At 38.9% G+C, this 17,981-nt stretch carries 17 protein-coding genes; 12 read left to right on the forward strand and 5 right to left on the reverse strand.

Going from position 1 to position 17,981, the window contains the following annotated elements; all coding sequences use genetic code 11:
• Positions 1-131: 131 nt before the first annotated feature.
• From HHA42_RS06385 to HHA42_RS06415, 7 genes are all read left to right on the forward strand, one after another.
• The gene (locus tag HHA42_RS06385) at positions 132-1,253 is read left to right on the forward strand and encodes a phosphotransferase family protein (RefSeq protein WP_168525829.1); all 1,122 of its coding nucleotides are present in this window, start codon (positions 132-134) and stop codon (positions 1,251-1,253) included.
• Positions 1,250-1,948 (forward strand): histidine phosphatase family protein, encoded by a 699-nt coding sequence (locus HHA42_RS06390; RefSeq protein ID WP_168525831.1) that lies wholly within the window; start codon positions 1,250-1,252, stop codon positions 1,946-1,948. Before HHA42_RS06385 ends, HHA42_RS06390 begins: the two co-directional genes overlap by 4 nt.
• Before the next feature lie 13 nt (positions 1,949-1,961).
• Complete coding sequence (locus HHA42_RS06395; protein WP_168461111.1) at positions 1,962-2,705, forward strand: SDR family oxidoreductase; 744 nt, start codon at positions 1,962-1,964, stop codon at positions 2,703-2,705.
• 148 nt (positions 2,706-2,853) lie between these two features.
• Entirely contained in the window at positions 2,854-3,564 is a 711-nt protein-coding gene (locus tag HHA42_RS06400) for an SGNH/GDSL hydrolase family protein (protein ID WP_168418297.1), read from the forward strand.
• A gap of 104 nt (positions 3,565-3,668) precedes the next feature.
• Positions 3,669-3,878, forward strand: a complete 210-nt coding sequence (locus tag HHA42_RS06405) for a hypothetical protein (protein ID WP_168461110.1) — start codon at positions 3,669-3,671, stop codon at positions 3,876-3,878.
• Positions 3,875-4,327: an XRE family transcriptional regulator gene (locus HHA42_RS06410; protein WP_168418298.1), complete on the forward strand. Its 453-nt coding sequence runs from the start codon at positions 3,875-3,877 to the stop codon at positions 4,325-4,327. Before HHA42_RS06405 ends, HHA42_RS06410 begins: the two co-directional genes overlap by 4 nt.
• Positions 4,328-4,361: 34 nt before the next feature.
• The gene (locus HHA42_RS06415; RefSeq protein WP_168418299.1) at positions 4,362-4,952 is read left to right on the forward strand and encodes a uracil-DNA glycosylase family protein; all 591 of its coding nucleotides are present in this window, start codon (positions 4,362-4,364) and stop codon (positions 4,950-4,952) included.
• 93 nt (positions 4,953-5,045) lie between these two features.
• On the opposite strand, the gene HHA42_RS06420 is transcribed toward HHA42_RS06415, so the two are convergent.
• Positions 5,046-6,524 (reverse strand): phospholipase D family protein, encoded by a 1,479-nt coding sequence (locus HHA42_RS06420; protein WP_168461109.1) that lies wholly within the window; start codon positions 6,522-6,524, stop codon positions 5,046-5,048.
• Positions 6,525-6,730: 206 nt separating this feature from the next.
• Between HHA42_RS06420 and HHA42_RS06425 the strand changes: the two genes are divergently transcribed.
• The 4 genes from HHA42_RS06425 to HHA42_RS06440 all read left to right on the forward strand — a co-directional run bounded on the left by HHA42_RS06425 (position 6,731) and on the right by HHA42_RS06440 (position 11,848).
• Entirely contained in the window at positions 6,731-7,846 is a 1,116-nt protein-coding gene (locus HHA42_RS06425) for an S-(hydroxymethyl)glutathione dehydrogenase/class III alcohol dehydrogenase (protein ID WP_168461108.1), read from the forward strand.
• A 243-nt stretch (positions 7,847-8,089) separates the two neighbouring features.
• Positions 8,090-9,115 (forward strand): FAD-binding oxidoreductase, encoded by a 1,026-nt coding sequence (locus HHA42_RS06430; protein ID WP_252726305.1) that lies wholly within the window; start codon positions 8,090-8,092, stop codon positions 9,113-9,115.
• Between the two features lie 17 nt (positions 9,116-9,132).
• Complete coding sequence (locus HHA42_RS06435) at positions 9,133-10,308, forward strand: acyl-CoA desaturase (protein WP_168461106.1); 1,176 nt, start codon at positions 9,133-9,135, stop codon at positions 10,306-10,308.
• Positions 10,309-10,789: 481 nt separating this feature from the next.
• Positions 10,790-11,848 (forward strand): 3-deoxy-7-phosphoheptulonate synthase, encoded by a 1,059-nt coding sequence (locus tag HHA42_RS06440; protein WP_168525835.1) that lies wholly within the window; start codon positions 10,790-10,792, stop codon positions 11,846-11,848.
• A 118-nt stretch (positions 11,849-11,966) separates the two neighbouring features.
• Here HHA42_RS06440 and HHA42_RS06445 read toward each other — a convergent pair whose 3' ends face one another.
• From HHA42_RS06445 to HHA42_RS06460, 4 genes are all read right to left on the reverse strand, one after another.
• Positions 11,967-13,160, reverse strand: coding sequence for an MFS transporter (locus HHA42_RS06445; protein ID WP_168525837.1), 1,194 nt, complete (start codon positions 13,158-13,160; stop codon positions 11,967-11,969).
• Positions 13,161-13,452: 292 nt separating this feature from the next.
• Positions 13,453-13,827: a glycine cleavage system protein GcvH gene (gene gcvH, locus HHA42_RS06450; RefSeq protein ID WP_168418306.1), complete on the reverse strand. Its 375-nt coding sequence runs from the start codon at positions 13,825-13,827 to the stop codon at positions 13,453-13,455.
• A 71-nt stretch (positions 13,828-13,898) separates the two neighbouring features.
• Positions 13,899-14,927, reverse strand: coding sequence for an AraC family transcriptional regulator (locus tag HHA42_RS06455; RefSeq protein WP_168461103.1), 1,029 nt, complete (start codon positions 14,925-14,927; stop codon positions 13,899-13,901).
• Positions 14,928-15,159: 232 nt separating this feature from the next.
• Positions 15,160-17,019, reverse strand: coding sequence for an ABC transporter ATP-binding protein (locus HHA42_RS06460; RefSeq protein WP_168418308.1), 1,860 nt, complete (start codon positions 17,017-17,019; stop codon positions 15,160-15,162).
• 416 nt (positions 17,020-17,435) lie between these two features.
• On the opposite strand from HHA42_RS06460, the gene HHA42_RS06465 reads away from it, so the two are divergent.
• The gene (locus HHA42_RS06465) at positions 17,436-17,894 is read left to right on the forward strand and encodes a DUF2147 domain-containing protein (protein WP_168461155.1); all 459 of its coding nucleotides are present in this window, start codon (positions 17,436-17,438) and stop codon (positions 17,892-17,894) included.
• Positions 17,895-17,981: the final 87 nt, after the last annotated feature.

Raw genomic sequence — 17,981 nt, forward strand, 5'->3', positions numbered from 1 at the left:
GGCATTAGCACACACTTTTTCCTGTGTCCCTTGTATGGTATTTGGCAATATTGTTGATATTGCCTATACATCTTAAGAGAACGCAGAAAATTTATGCTAGATTTAAAAAGATAGAAAATTAGGGAAAAATAATGTCAGTTATTGATGTAGGCGGCACAGTACGCGAAGGCGAAGAGCTCGATATTCAGGCGGTCACGGCATGGTTAAAACAACAAAATGTAGAAGTCGTTGAACCTGTAGAAGTCACACAATATTCTGGTGGTGCATCAAACTGGACTTATCGCCTCAAGTATCGCAATACCGATTTAATTTTACGTCGTCCACCTAAAGGTACTAAGGCCAAATCTGCCCACGACATGGCACGTGAATATCATGTGCAAAAGAATTTAGCACCATTTTATCCTGTATTACCCGAAATGGTGGCTTTGTGTCAGGATGAATCTGTAATTGGCTGTGATTTTTACGTGATGCAACGCATTGAAGGGATTATTCCACGTGCTAAATTGCCGCCTGAACTTGAGTTTAACGAAACGCAAGTGCATGAACTTTGTGTGAATGTCATTGATAAACTTATCGAATTGCATCAAGTGCCTTATCTGGGTACGGAACTTGAAAAATTTGGCAAGGGTGATGGCTATTGCCGACGTCAAGTAGAAGGTTGGGATGCTCGCTATGCTAAAGCACACACCATTAACGTGCCATCTTTTAAGTATGTGCGTAAATGGTTGTTAGACCATATTCCAGCCGATTCAAAAACTTGCATTATTCATAATGACTGGCGTTTTGATAATGTCATTTTAGACCCGAAAAATCCGACGCAAGTTATTGGTGTGCTGGATTGGGAAATGGCGACATTGGGTGATCCACTTATGGATTTAGGCTCGGCTTTGGCATATTGGGTAGAAGATACGGACAACCAAATTTTTAAAGCCACTCGTCGTCAACCAACGCATTTAAAAGGTATGTTCACGCGTCAGCAAGTGGTGGATTACTATTTGCAAAAAACTGGATTAAGCACTGACAACTGGACTTTCTATGAAGTATTCGGAATTTTCCGTTTGGCCGTGATTGCTCAACAAATTTATTATCGTTATTACCACAAACAAACCAACAATCCTGCGTTTAAGGATTTCTGGATTGTGATTCATGCCTTGCATATTCGTGCGTTGAAGCTTATTGGTTTACAAAAGCTAGAAGCCAATGAACTGGCACAAAAATACATCGCTAAATTTAAGGAACTCATGCCGAAATGACCACTATTTATTTAATTCGTCATGGGCAAGCTTCGTTTGGTGCAGAAAGTTATGACCAACTTTCTCCTAATGGTGAATTACAAGCAAAATTACTCGGTCGCTACTTTGAACGTATTTTAAAAGAAGCGCCTTTTGTGGTTGCAGGTTCAATGCAGCGTCATCAGCAAACGGCGCAATTGGCTTTAGCAGAGTGTTTTCCTGAAGTTGAAATTCAAACGGACAGTGCTTGGAATGAGTTTAATCATCAACAAGTCTTTGCGCAGTATGAGCCGCGTTTTAATCAACCTGAACTCATGAAGCAGGATGTGGCTAAAGAGGTGAATCCTCGTGCGTATTTGGCAAAGATTTTTGAAGGTGCAATTGAGCGCTGGACAGGTGGTGAATATCACGATGAATATGAAGAATCTTGGCCGCATTTCAAACAACGTGTGGAAGATGCCTTACAAAATTTATGTGCCGACTTGGCACAAAAGCAGCCACGTTATGCAGTTGTGTTTACTTCGGGTGGTGTCATTTCTGTCGCGGCAGGTAAAATTTTGGGCTTAACGCCCAATAAAACCTTTGCATTGAACTGGGCGATTACCAACTCAAGCATCACCACTTTACGCTTGGTGGGCAGCGAGCCACAACTCTTAAGCTTAAATGAACATCATTTTATTAAAGCTGAAAACTCAAATTTATTGACTTGGATTTAACAAGGATCGAACCATGACAAAAACAATTCTAATTACAGGTGCAAGTTCTGGAATTGGCGCAGGTATGGCGCGTGAATTCGCTCAAAAGGGCTATAACCTTGCCATTTGTGCACGACGTTTAGAGCGTTTAGAAACATTGAAACAGGAACTTGAGCAGCAATATGGTATTCGTGTGATTGCTAAAAGTTTGGACGTTACCAATTACGATCAAGTATTTCAGGTATTTCGTGAATTTAAACAAAACTTTGGACAGTTGGATCGAATTATTGTCAATGCAGGTGTGGGCGAAGGACGTCGCATTGGTAAAGGCAACTTTGCCATCAACAAAGCTACGGTAGAAACCAACTTTATTTCGGCTTTGGCACAGTGTGAAGCAGCAGTTGAAATTTTCCGTGAGCAAAATTCAGGGCATTTGGTGATGATTTCATCTATGAGTGCCATTCGTGGTATGCCAAAACATCTGACTGCTTACGGCGCAAGTAAAGCTGCAGTGGCACATTTAGCAGAAGGTATTCGTGCAGAACTAATTGATACGCCTATTCAAGTCACCACAATTTTCCCAGGTTATATACGTACCGAGATTAACGAAGGTGCAAAAAAATTACCGTTTGAGGTGGATGAAAAAACAGGTTCACGTTTACTTGCCGCAGAAATTGAAAAAGCACCTATTAAGGCTTATGTACCTAAATGGCCATGGTTGCCACTTGGTTTAGCCATGAAAGTCTTACCATTAAAACTGGTGAATAAACTGGGCTAAACAGTGATGTTTTGATTTTCAGATTAGCATCCTAAAATTTAAAGATGATGAGTTATACATGACTCACTTTAAATGATGGGGTGCTATTTTTATATTTGAGCGTTTACTTTTTAGTTTTACTGCCTTTGTCTTTTAGAGTGAAAGTTGTATGTGGTTAAAAACGGCAACCCTTGCCTTAATTCCAGCCTTAGTAATACAGGGCAGTAGAGTGAAGAAAAATACTATAAGGCTGCCCGAACCCTCAGGTGAGCGTAAGGGTATTACAGGGCAAGGCCGACCACTGTCATTATTAATTTTAGGCGACTCCGCTGCTGCGGGTGTAGGCGTAGAACATCAGCAAGATGCCTTACTCGGTGCAATGATTGCTGAGTTAAAACATCAATATCAGCTGCATTGGTGTTTGGAAGCACAATCGGGTAACAATACAGCACAAGTTATTCATCAAACACAAAAACTTAGCAATCAAAAATATGACGTCGTTGTGACATCAGTTGGTGTGAATGATGTTACTAAACTCATGTCTGCACAAAAATGGATAAAGCAACAACAGCAGTTTTATCAGTTAATTCAGGATAAATTTCAACCTGAATTGATTATTGCAACAGGCGTACCACCAATGCATTTATTTCCAGCATTGCCCAACCCTTTGGCATGGTTATTTGGTCAATATGCACAGCAAATGAATCAAAAATTAGCCCAATTTGTTGCACAACACGATGCTATGCAGTGGATCGAATACGATATTCAGAAATATCAGTCCATGAATCTAGAAATGGCAAAAGATGGTTTTCATCCGAGTAAAGAAATTTATAAAATTTGGGGGAAAGACGTTGCGGATAGGGTTTTAGCGTGGTTTTAAAATAGATGTAATACTAAGTATAAATTCAGGTAATTTTTTGATAATTCTTTTGTTGACATTGGTCAACATGATACTATAGTTAAAAAATAGATAAAGGTGGAAAAATGAAGAAACATCCCAATAAGCATATTCGCGAAGCGATTGACTATGCTGTTGAAGTTGGGATGTTGTCGACTCTGGCAAGTCAGGACATGCATTTTATCCTAGGTCATACGGAACATCAAATGAGTGTGTGGAGCACACCTAAAGATCCTGAAACACATGCAAAGCAAATCCTGCGTAAGCTAAAGCAATGTAATGGAGATGAGCTATGAATAACTATCACTTTACCGTTGTGGTACGTGATGCACGTGCTAATCTATCCGAACTAGAAGATAAATTTTTTGAAGCGGGTTGTGATGATGCATTACTTTGTAGCTATAACGATACAATTTATCTTGAATTTGATCGTGAAGCTGACAATGCAGAACAAGCTGTTAGCTCTGCTTTAAACGATATTCGCTCATTAGGATTTCATGATTTGATTGTGGAAGAGCAAGGATATTCTACTTTGGCCGAAATGGCTGAACGTGCGGGTATGACTCGTCAAGCATTATCTCTATATGCTCAAAATAAACGTGGAGATGGTAATTTTCCACGTCCTATGTATGGGCTTGCATCTAAATCTGCCATGTACTTCTGGCCAGAAGTTGCGACCTGGTTATTCAATCAAGGGAAATTACATAAAAACCATTATGAAGTTGCCCGCACAGTAATGTCTTAGCTGAATTTGAAAATATAAAACACTTTATCTATAAATGACTGATTCCAAAATAGAAACCCATCCGCTTAAACCCTTTTTACCCGCCAATGCTAAGCTGTTAATGTTGGGTAGTTTTCCTCCGCCAAAAAGCCGCTGGAAAATGGATTTTTACTATCCGAATTATCAAAACGATATGTGGCGAATTTTTGGTTTATGCTTTTTTCAAGATAAAAACTATTTTTTAGATTTAGAACATAAAAACTTTCATTTAAATAAAATTATTGAGTTCTTAAATGCAACAGGAATCGCTATTTCTGATACGGCGCAACAGGTGATTCGACTCAAGGGCAATGCTTCCGATAAGTTTTTGCAGATTCATCAAAATATGGATATTGCAGCACTTTTAAAGCAGATGCCTGAATGCCGCAGTATTATGACTACAGGTGATAAAGCTACAGATACCCTCATGCAGTCAATGCCAGTAGAAACAGAAAAACCTCAGATTGGGCAGTCGACACAAAGTTACTTGGCTAATCGTGAGATACGTTTATACCGCATGCCATCTTCATCACGCGCTTATCCTTTGGCTTTAGAGAAAAAGGCAGAAGCCTATTTAAGCTTATTTAAAGAAATCGGCTTACTATAAGTAACTTTTGATATTAATATTAACTAATCTTGTGATTGGTATCCACAATCAATACGTATTTTATTAGACTCTATAAAAGACACTACAATGTCATTACATCATCCATTCAATGGGTAAATAAGAGATTGCATGCATCATAAAACGTTGGAACTTTGTGGTTTCGGGGTCATGGGTATAGGTTTTAACACTGCCGTCGGCTTGGTGATCTAACCAAATCAGTTCATCATCTTCATTTAATTTGAGTTGATAGGCAATTTGCGGTAAGTATTGGTCTAAAGATTGAGAAACATCATTTTGAAGCTGTTCTGACTCTAGAACTAAACCGACCTCAGTATTTAAATTGGCAGAGCGTGGATCAAAATTAAAAGAACCTACAAATACCATACCATCTATATCAAAGAATTTAGCATGTAAACTTGAAGCATTTTTACCTTTGGCGGGAATTACATTGCCCGTTGCAACTTCATACCAAGTTCTTCTTTTGCGCTCTATATAGGGTTTAAATTCGTATAATTGCACACCTGACTTGAGTAAATCTACCCGATATTTCTGGTAAAACGCATGTACCAAGGGCACATCATTAGCTAGAAAAGAATTGGTAAGCACCCGAATTTGTATATCATTTTTCGCTAAATTGGTCAGGGCATGCATGCCTTTTTCGGTTGGAACAAAGTAGGCAGAAACTAATTCCAAATGCTGTTTGGGTTCGCCCATAATATTGAGCATTTGCTGATAAATAAGTTGCTCAGTTTCAGCATTGCCACGAATTTTATTCGGAGAGTCCGCCACAAAATGTGCATTCACCCACTGTACAGGGTGCTGTTCCAATTTAATGCTGACTTCTTCTTGCGCACTGGCAACCCGTTCACGAATCTTATCTTTATATTTTGCATTTTGTTCATAAAGATTACGCAATTCTCTAAGTTGAACTGCGCTGCCTGCACCGAGTAGCTGATGCACTGAATAACTTAATTCATCATTCCAAAAGTCTAAAAATACAGCATTGGCCTGTGGGACTGCACTGCCATAAAACAGAATATCCATATCGGTAAATTGGAAGTTTTCACTGGCATCAAAATATTCACGACTAATATTACGGCCACCTGTAACGGCAATCGCGCCATCGGCAATAATCAGTTTATTGTGCATCCGGTGGTTAATCTGCTTAAATCGAAACAGGTAATCCAAGACGCGAATATTACGAAACTTGTAGGGATTAAAGATTTTAATTTCAAAATTAGGATGCTGAACCAGTCTTTTTAAGGTCGAATCAAGTTGCGTACCGTTTTGATCATCAATCAATAAACGTACTTTTACCCCGCGATCTGCAGCTTTTAAAAGTTCAGCCAGCATTAGCTGACCAATTAAGTCATCTTCCCAAATATAATATTGTAAATCTAAATGATGCTGTGCTTTTTGAATCAAGTATAAACGCGAGGCGATACTACTGAACGCATCGTTCAGTGCCAAATAAGCAGTGAGATTTTTGGCCAAATGTGCATCAATTTCATTGCCATTTAGCCAATGATCTACATAGTGTTCTACAGGACTATCTTTACTTGCTTGATTCATAGGCAAACTGCATCCTGTCAGTAAAATAGCTGCAAAAGCCAATATCCCAAGCCTGTACTGTGTTGGGGTTTGCGTCATTATTCTTAAGTCTTCTCTAGCATATTGTTATACGTTGATATTCTATTCATGTTAATGCTTGAAACGCGCAATAGAAAGAGGATACTGTTAGTCATCTGTTAATCAAATTTTTTAGGGATAATGTGCTCATGAAATCACGTGCAGCCGTCGCTTTTGGCCCTGGTCAACCACTCGAAATTGTTGAAATTGATGTTGCTCCGCCTAAAGTAGGTGAGGTCTTGGTCAAAATTACCCATACAGGGGTGTGTCATACCGATGCATTCACTTTATCGGGTGATGATCCTGAAGGTGTTTTTCCTGCAGTTTTAGGCCATGAGGGTGCAGGAATTGTTGTTGAAGTAGGCGAAGGTGTGACCAGTGTACAACCTGGCGATCACGTGATTCCACTATACACCGCAGAATGTGGTGAGTGTTTATTCTGTAAGTCAGGTAAAACTAACTTATGTGTTTCAGTCCGTGCTACACAGGGTAAAGGTGTCATGCCCGATGGAACAACACGTTTTTCATATAACGGGCAGCCAATTTATCACTACATGGGCTGTTCAACTTTTAGTGAATATACTGTGGTTGCAGAAGTTTCTTTGGCTAAAATTAACCCTGAAGCCAATCACGAACAGGTCTGTTTATTGGGTTGTGGTGTAACGACAGGTTTGGGGGCAGTTAAAAACACAGCCAAAGTCCAAGAAGGCGATACCGTTGCAGTGTTTGGTTTAGGTGGAATTGGCTTAGCTGTCGTGCAAGGTGCACGTAAAGCCAAAGCCAGCCGTATTATTGCGATTGATACTAACCCTGAGAAATTCAAACTGGCAGAACAATTTGGTGCAACTGAATTTTTAAACCCTAAAGATTATGACCGCCCAATTCAGGAAGTTATTGTTGAAAAAACAGGTTGGGGGGTAGACCACTCATTTGAATGTATTGGCAATACCAATGTCATGCGTTCGGCTTTGGAGTGTGCACACCGTGGTTGGGGGCAGTCAATTATTATTGGAGTTGCAGGTGCGGGTCAGGAAATTTCAACCCGTCCATTCCAGTTGGTTACAGGCCGTACTTGGAAAGGTACAGCATTTGGTGGCGTGAAAGGTCGTTCACAACTTCCTGAAATGGTAAATGAAGCCATGCGTGGTGATATTCAATTGGCACCTTTTGTGACCCATACCATGAAACTTGAACAAATCAATGAAGCCTTTGATTTGATGCATGAAGGTAAATCAATTCGTAGTGTAATTCATTTTGATGAATAACATTTTGATTCAATAAATAAAAACATCAAAACCAAGCTTAGGCTTGGTTTTTTTATTAAGTTTTTAAGTTCAGCTAACGTCCCCACCACCTTAAATTGTTAGACAAAAACACATAATAAAATTCTAAAGACACGGCTTTGTCCTGTAATGACATGGTGCAGCCAAACCTCAAGTTTTATCTTCAATCAAGAAATAAAGAACATTTGTATTTTAATTAAAAACATTATCGCAAGGGGAATGAACATGAGCATTACAGCCTATCAACCCGAATGGATTCGTGAAGATTTTATCGATTTTATAGCAGAAAAAGTTCATCCCACTTGGGTATGGAAAAAAGTCAAAGCAGAACTCATCTCACAACGTAATTTAAGTGATGATTTTGTTGAGCTTAAACTTCGGCCTAATCAGAACTTTAAGCAAAACAATGTACGTGCAGGTCAAAGTATTTTAGTTACGCTGACTTTGCAAGGTGTCCGCCAGCAACGCAGCTATTCTGTGGTAGAAATTACAGCGCAGGGTAATGTCGTCATTGCAGTAAAAAAGCAAGGTCGAGTTTCACATGCACTATGTAATTTAAAACGTGGTGATGTGCTGGAAATTTCACAAGCGCAAGGTGACTTTATACTAGATGTATCTGCACACAAACAGGCAACTTTATTGCTTGCTTCGGGCAGCGGCATTACCGCAATTTATGCACTCGCAGTCGAGCACTTAAAGAAAAGCACTCAAAGTTTAGATTTGATTTATTTCAGTCGCGATGATGCTTATCTTCCAGAGTTGCACTCACTGCTTCAGCAGTATCCTCAATTTAAATTGCATTATTTTAATACGACTCAGCAACAGCAACACTTACAGCTTGAACTGATTCAGCAGTATATTCCAGATTTTCAGCAGCGGATGTGCTATGCCTGCGGTGCCGCAGCTTTGATGAAAAGTGCGCAGCAAATCTATCAAGACTTAGATATATTCGCTCAATTAAAAACTGAATTTTTTCAGTTCAGAGCAAATGAAAACATTACAGCACAACCCGTACAGTTTTTACGTGCTCAACAAAGTTTTATGGCTCAAGGTAGTTTATTGGACAGTGCAGAACATGCAGGATTAAAACCTGCAAGTGGCTGTCGTATGGGTGTTTGCAATACCTGTTCCTGTACCAAACTCAATGGAAGCGTGCAAAACATGCTCACGGGTGAAGTGAGCCATGAGCCCAATACTCAAATCAAATTATGCATTTCGCAGGCTTTAACTCCTGTCACCATCAATTTATAAAAATGTGAGGCATAACAATGAATAAGCCCGTATATTTTAATGAAAATAGTAAATCCCGATTTTTAAATGCTGCACAAGTTGAAGAATTTGGTGCCAAAGTTGAAGAAATTCGACGAGAGATAATGCAAAGTCTCAATGAAAAAGACGCAGCTTATATTTATAAAATTCGTAATTTTGTGCGATATAGTGAAATCACTTCACGTGGTTTGCTCATGTTTGCAGGCTGGATTCCACCTGTGTGGTTGCTTGGGACGGCATTGCTGGGCGTATCCAAAATTGTTGAAAATATGGAGTTGGGACACAATGTCATGCATGGTCAGTTTGATTGGTTGAACGATCCTCATTTGAATGGTGCCAATTATGACTGGGATACCATTGCCACGGGCGATGACTGGAAATATACCCACAATTATATTCATCACACCTACACCAATATTGTCGGAAAAGACCATGATGTCGGCTATGGCTTACTACGTGTGAGTGAATCCCAGGCTTGGGAACCACGCTTTTTGTTCAATATTCCGCTGGCGATTCAACTGATGCTGTTTTTTGAATGGTATGTGGGTATTCAGCGACTACATTTAGAAGATGTTTTAGTCTATAAAACAAAAACATGGCGTGAGGTTTGGCATGAAGCACGTGATGTTCGTAAAAAAATAAAACGTCAGGTTGTGAAAGATTATGTATTTTTCCCGCTTATTGCAGGGCCAAATGCACTACCAGTTTTTGCGGGTAATGTGGTCGCCAATATCATACGCAGTGTATGGGCATCGGCGGTGATTTTTAATGGACATTTCACTGAAGATGCCGAGAATTTTGAAGCAGATGACACTGCAAATGAAACTAAAGCTGAATGGTATTTACGCCAAATTCGAGGTTCTAGTAATTTCAGTGGCACAGCGTGGTTACACATTTTAAGTGGTAATTTAAGCCATCAAATTGAGCACCATTTATTTCCAGATATGCCTGCAAACCGCTATGCAGAAGCTGCACCTAAGGTAAAAGCACTTTGTGCAGAATACGGTATTCACTACAACGAAGCCAGTTTTACTCAGCAATTTGCCAGTGTCTGGATACGCTTAGCAAAATGCTCTTTACCCAATGCAGAAGATTTATCTGAGCAGTTGCGTTTTGCTAAAGCAGCAATACAACAAACGGCCCGACAAAAAATAGGGCAGTGGTTTAAAAAATAACAGCATAGATACACTGAAAAGACTTAGGATGAGTCTTATCAGTTGGCAAATTTGGATTAAAAATATAGGTTAAATATTTTTGAAAAAGCATTGCCAAACTGAACAATACAGCGTATTTTAATTTTAACAGTTCATTTTTTGATGAAATCAAGATGTTGAAGCAACCTTTAATCGTAAACGCATACTATTACTTTTGGCAGTTTAAATGATTGCCTGAGATGCGTTCGGGCAAAAAAGGTTGCCCACCAGTTGATACCTGATCGGCAACCCTGATCAGGTTTTTTTATGCCTGCGATTTCATTTTGATTTTTATGAGTTTTTTGGAGAAAAATATGTATAACCTTAATTATTCATACTTTGGCAACTTTTATTGGTTTTACTTTAGTCAATTTATGACTCAAACCTTACAAACGATTAGACCCATAACGCTGAAATAAATGATCGGACTGTAAACAGAAACACAGTCCAAAGGAACAAACCAATGAATGCTTTAAATACTGCTTTACAACAACAGCACAACAGTTCAGAAATTAGTTTAAGCTTACCGCAACAACTCAAAGCACAGTTTCCACTTTCGATTGAGTTAAAACAGCAAGTCGCACAACACCGCCAAACCATTCTAGATATTTTAGCGGGTACAGACTCCCGTTTATTGGTCATTACTGGACCTTGTTCAATTCACGATCCACAAGCTGCACTTGAATACGCAAAAAAATTAAAACAATTACAAAGCCAGATTTCAGATCATGTATTTTTGGTCATGCGTGCTTATATCGAAAAACCACGTACTACAGTTGGCTGGAAAGGCTTTATGTATGACCCAGACTTAGATAGCTCTGCCAATATGCAGCTAGGCTTAGAAAAGTCACGTGAACTCTACTTACAAATTATAGAAATGGGTTTACCAATTGCATCTGAAATTCTAAGTCCAATGGCAACTGCTTATTTTGATGATTTACTGGCTTGGGGTGCAATTGGTGCACGTACCAGCGAATCTCAAATTCACCGAGAAATTTCTAGCCTAATGCCATATAGCATTGGTTTTAAAAATGGTACAGATGGCTCTATTCAAATTGCTTTAGATGCAATTCAGTCTGCAAGCCATCCACATCAATTCATGGGCATGAGCCAATCTGGTTTACCATCAATTTTAGCGTCACAAGGTAACCCGCACGCACATTTAATTTTACGTGGTTCAAATTCAGGCCCAAATTACCAATTGGCAGAAATTGAGAAAATTAAAGCGAAAAGCAAAGGGCAGTTGCCTGCTTTAATTATTGATTGTAGCCACGGCAATAGTCATAAAGACCCACAATTACAACCACAGGTATTACGTACAATTGTGGCAGAGCGTGAGCAAACTCAAGTACGTGGCATCATGCTAGAAAGCCATTTGGTCGATGGTAATCAAAAAATTTCCTGTGATATGACTTATGGTCAGTCGGTCACAGATGGTTGCCTAGGCTGGGATAAAACAGAGCAACTCTTACTTGAAGTTGCAGAAAACTTAAGCTGTCAAAATCTAGCCAAGACAGCTTAAAATGATATGACACAAACATTAAACCCCTGAATAATTAAGGGGTTTTGTTTTACACGTGCATTAAAAATGCTGTAATAACATCATGCAATACACTAATGTTTTGATTCAGCAAAAAACATTAAGAATGAGCATCCACAGATTTATTTGGTTTTTCAACCACAAATTTATAGAAAATTAAACTTAAAAAGGTCAATACAGCACATAGCAAATAAGCCACCGTATAGTCATAGCCTGCAATTACAAAGCCTAGAACCAACGCGCCAATAGCAATACCAATATCATAACAACAGAAATAGGTTGAAGTCGCATGTCCAATACGGTCTTTAGGTGAGCGCTGAATTGAAATTGTTTGCAAACAAGGCTGAGCTGAACCAAAACCCACGCCAATTAGAACAGCTGCAAACATAATACCGATGACACTTTGCACTTGGCTCAACACAATTAAACCCAAAGCAAAAAGGGTAATGGCAGGATAAATCACATAACTTGGCCCTTTGCGATCATAAATTTTGCCGGTAATGGGGCGTAAACTCATCATTGAAATTGCAAACACCACAAAGAATAAACTGGCATAAGACAGCATGTGGCGTGATTCTGCAAATGTTGAAATAAACGACATAATACTGGCGTATGAAAATGCCACCATCATTGCCATTAGTGAAACAGGGATTGCTTTTGTCTCGACAAAATCATTTAAGCCTAATTTACGTTTAGGTACGGGTGCTACATCAGTTTTTTTATTCGCTATTGGAATCATTAAACAAAATGCAAAGCCAACCCAGACACTAAGTGATAATAAGGTTGAAATACTGGCATAAGAAATGGATTGAATTAGGCTTAAACCAATTAATGGCCCAAGGACAATACCCAAATTCACTGAAACCAAGAAATAGCCCATACCTTCACCTTTACGGCTGTCAGGAATAAAATTATTGGCAATAGGTACTGTTACCGTAGTGACAATGCTGAACCAAATTCCATGTAAGAAGCGTAAAAGTAAAAGAAATTGTAGATTATCTGCAAAAATATAGGCCACGCTGCATAAACAGAACAGGATTTCAGACACATATAAGGTCTTTTTATAGCCAAATTTTTCAATAATCAGTCCACTAAATGGACGTACCGCAATGGCTGAGAGCATGAACAGGGTCATTGCAAGACCAGCTTGTGACAGACTGCCCCCCAACTCATTCACAATATAAATAGGCAGAATTGTCGTTTGCGCAAAATAAAATATGAATAAGAACAAGTTATTGAATAAGCAGAGAATAAACGACTTATTCCATAAATGTTCGGCATTTACGGAGGACATGGGAATAACCTATAGCTTGTGAATGGGAGCGATCACGCTGTGCGTACATTGTTATGCAGATGATTTGTTATTGAAGACAGAGTACAGCGCTATCATGCAAGATAGAATAAAACAACTTATGTGAAAAGTACAGTTATTTAATAATATGATTGAAAAACTTTAATTTTATTGAATTTTATATAGGCAAATTATCACAATAAGATAAATATATGATAATTAAGATTGTGTGAATAAAAAAATCAGCCCTAAGGCTGATTTTTCAATTATGTATCCGTTACGAGTAACTGAAATTTTATAAACCAGCTTCGTATTCAGCGCTAGAAAGTAATTTTTCAACATCTGCAATGTTGTCTGGTTTGATTTTATAAATCCAGCCTTTGCCATAGGGTTCATCATTCACAAAATCAGGATCATCTTCCAAATTGCTATTCACTTCAACCACTTCACCAGAAACAGGCGCATGAATATCTGAAGCTGTTTTAACAGATTCTACTACGCCAGCTTGATCACCCGCAGTAACGTGTTGGCCAACTTCTGGGGCTTCTACATAAACTAAATCGCCCAAAGCATCTTGTGCATGGTCTGAAATTCCTGTGACGACCAAATCACCTTCAATACGTACCCATTCGTGGGTGCTTGCATATTTTAAGTCTGCAGGGTGATTCATTTGATAACTCCTTAAATTGTATCGAATCTTTTTGCCATGTTTTATACATGCTTTTTGCTAAAAACAAAAGTTTATAAATATGGATCTTTACGCCAATTGCTCGGACTGCGTCCACTCCAGCGTTTAAAGGCACGACTAAAATTTGCCACGTCGCTATAGCCTAACTCATCGGCAATTTGCTCTAGGGTATAGTCTGTACGTGACAAGAGCGAAGTCGCATGCCGATAGCGCACTTCATCCACCAAATTTGAAAAAGAGGTGCCTTCGGCAGCCAGTTGTCGCTTTAGGGTGCGATCTGACATGTGTAGATGGTCAGCCACATGCTCAATACTTAAATAATGTTGTTCCGCATGAGTCAAAATATCACGTACACGCATGGAAATACGCCGACGTTCGCCCAAGGCAGAAAGTTCTGCTTCACATTGATTAATGGCAATTTGACTGGCAATTGGATCTGCATTAATCATTTTTAAGCCAAGATATTGCTTATCAAAACTGAGTGCTAAATAAGGTTGATCAAAACGAAATTGATGATAGGGAAATTTAGCCATGTATTGGTCAAAGCCTTCTGGCTTTGGAAAGTCAAAATCGACTTCACCTGTAAAATCTTGCATGCCTGTCATGGCTTTGGTCATGGTGATCATGCCAATCATTAAGGCAATTGCAATTTCTGTGCGCAAAGGCTCCATGTGAATATCACACTGTAACTGCAGGCTGGCTTTTTCTCCAAAGGTCGAAAAAAATAGCTGTAAAAAGGGCATACGCAGCTGAATGAAACGGTTCGCCAATACCAGTGCATCACTTATTTCATGTGCAGTCATAATGGCATAACCAATAAAACCATGAATGGAAATACGCATTTGTGTGCCCAAATGATAGCCCAGCGTATTTTCACCAGTCAGTTTTAAGGCATGTTTGACTAATTCGTTGGCAACAGGTGTTGGAATTCGAAATTCAGGGGCTGCCAACATTTCACTGTTTAGCTGAAATGGTGCAAATAGGGTATCTGCGTTATATCCCCAGCGGGATACAACATCTAAAACCAATAAGCCATATACTCCAGGAACACCTTGTTCCTGACGTGTTGATATTGTTTTCATGCATATTCCATTGCATTTGCAAGTTTTATTTTAATTTGCGTTCGTCATCATCATCTATTTTTCAGCATTCTTTTTTAGGAGTTAGCTCCGAAAATATAATCAGATGACTTTTGCATCTTGGCATGAAATTTAAAGAAATTCTATGAAAATTGTTAGACAAAGCAGGCTTTGACTTCATGCTATTCATCTGCATTTAATCAAAGCCCGAATAAGATAAATAATGCTTTAGATGCTAATTTTTATCAGCTGATGGTTTTAGAATTTTATCTTGTTCAATCAAGAAACCACCTGTTTGACGTTGCCATAATTGCGCATAAATACCATTCATAGCAACTAACTCATCATGTGTGCCTTGTTCTGCAATACGTCCTTGATCGAGCACAATTAAGCGATCCATCTGCGCAATAGTGGAAAGTCGGTGCGCAATGGCAATCACCGTTTTGTCTTGCATTAGCTCATCTAGACTAGATTGAATTGCCGCTTCCACTTCAGAATCTAGCGCACTGGTGGCTTCATCTAAAATTAAAATAGGTGCATCTTTTAAGAAAACACGAGCAATTGCAATACGCTGGCGCTGTCCGCCTGAAAGTTTTACTCCACGTTCACCCACGTAGGCTTCATAACCTTTTTTGCCCCGTAAATCAGTCAATTGTGGGATAAATTCTTCAGCTTTGGCTTTACGTACAGCCTCATACATTTCTTCATCTGTCGCTTCTGGACGACCGTATTTAATATTCTCTGCAACGGTACGATGAAGCAATGAAGTATCTTGGGTAACTAAGGCGATGTTTTTACGCAGGCTATCTTGAGTGACATCTTCAATATTCTGCCCATCAATGCTAATCGTGCCTTGTTTCAGCTGATAGAAATGTAGCAATAATTGAATTAAGGTCGATTTTCCTGCACCCGAACGCCCAACAATTCCTATTTTTTCGCCTGCGCGAATGTTTAAATTAAACTGGTCAATCACATTTTTGCTGTTATAGGCAAAACTTACATCTTTAAACTGAATTTCACCTTGAGCAACTTGTAATGGTTTTGCATCGGCTTTGTCCTGAATCGCGATTGGACGTCCAAGGGTTTTCATACCATCTTGGATGGTTCCGACATTTTCAAACAGGGCAGAGGTCTGCCACATCATAAACTCAGCAATACTATTCAGTTTAAGAATCATGGCTGTAGTTGCAGCAATAATACCTAACTCAGCACGACCATTGAGCCAGAGCCAAATTGCAGTACCCAAAACTCCTACATATAGCACCACACTCAGTAAATTGATGCTGATTTCATATTGAGCGCCTAAACGCATTTGTTTGTACACGGTCACCATAAATTCTTGCATCGACGCTTTGGCGTATTGGCTTTCACGGCCTGCATGTGCAAACAGTTTTACCGTTTGAATATTGGTATAGGCATCGGTTACACGTCCTGTCATGACTGCACGTGCATCGGCTTGTTCGTTCGAGACTTTACTTAAACGTGGAATAAAATAAGTCGCTGCAAGAATAAATAAGGCTAACCAAACCAGTAACGGTAGAATTAGTATGGGTGAAATTGCACCAAGTACAATGCTGATTGTAATAAAGTAAATAAAGACATAGGCGAGCATATCGCCCAAAATCACCCAAAACTCACGTACTGCCAAAGCTGTTTGCATGACTTTGGCAGATAATCGTCCGGCAAAATCGTTATGGAAAAAATCCAGACTTTGTTGCAGCATTAAATTATGAAAGCGCCAACGTAAACGCATTGGAAAGCCGCTATACAATATTTGGTGTTTAACGATAGATTGTGCGCTGGCAAAGAAAATATTGGCCAATAAAATAAAAAACAATAAAGTTAAGTTCTGCTGATGTTGTGCAAGAAATGTATCTGGCTGGCTTTGGCTAAGCCATGTCACTAAATCGCCAATTTTTGCATACAATAAGGCTTCAAAACTAGCAGCCCCAGCTGTACACAATACCAGTATCAGCAAATATGGACGCACGCCTGAAGCAGCTTGCCAAACAAAAGGAAAAAACTTGGTTGGCAAGGGTTCGGTCAAACCTTTATTTGGATAAGGATCTATAAGTTTCTCGAACCACTTAAGCATGCGACTTTACCTTGTTAACAATACTGAGATTTAAGCTAAAACGTGCAGATGAATAGACTAAATTGAATAAAACAAAAGTTTGATTTGTATTTGTAAAGCCAAATTTTAATTTTTGACTTTCAAATCAAAAGAAAGCCTAGTTTACGCCATAATGCGCTAAATGTTGAAAGCTAAAATGAGCTTGCTTAAAAGTACTGCAAGGCAATAAGCCTATAAGTATTCAAATATCCTTTAACCAGTAAAAATAAAATGTTTAAAAAGAGTCATACATCACAATTTTAGTAAAATAAAACCAACCACATAACAAATAAATATTTAATTTTTATGAAAAATTTATTTTAAATTTGAATAAATTGCTATAATCGCGCCCATTTTGCACAAGCGTGCTGTTTATACTCCTTAATTTGATATTTATGATGATGCGTAACTTTTTAGGTGCAATTGCACTATGTTTCGGGCTTATTTTTCCAGTTAATGCCATGCCATTTGATCCATTAATTGGTACATGGAAAGTCATTGATGACCGTACAGGCTACTATGTTGCAGAAATTGTGATTCGTAAAAACTCCAAATCTTTGCAATATAGTGCCGTAATTACTCAGAATTTATCATCGGCAAGTGTAAGTAACGCAGGGTTATGTACAAAATGCCAAGGTGCTTTAAAGAATCAGCCAATTAAAGGTATGCAGGCTTTAGAGGGATTAATTGCAAATTCAGCGCCAAAACAATTTACTCAAGGGCAATGGCTTGATCCAAATGATGGACTAGTTTACAAAGTTGAGGCGCGTTTAAATACGGCGAATAACCAAATGAAAGTATTTGGTAAAGCCAAACATGCAAATGTCACCACAGCGATGACGTGGAAAAAACTTTAATATAGTTCAGTGGTAATCCTCCCATAAATAACCGAAGTTAAAAGTAGAGGTTAAGCAGCCATTAGAGGTGGCTTTCCTTTGTTAGCT

This window comes from Acinetobacter sp. A3 (assembly GCF_012371415.1).
Taxonomy (GTDB): domain Bacteria; phylum Pseudomonadota; class Gammaproteobacteria; order Pseudomonadales; family Moraxellaceae; genus Acinetobacter.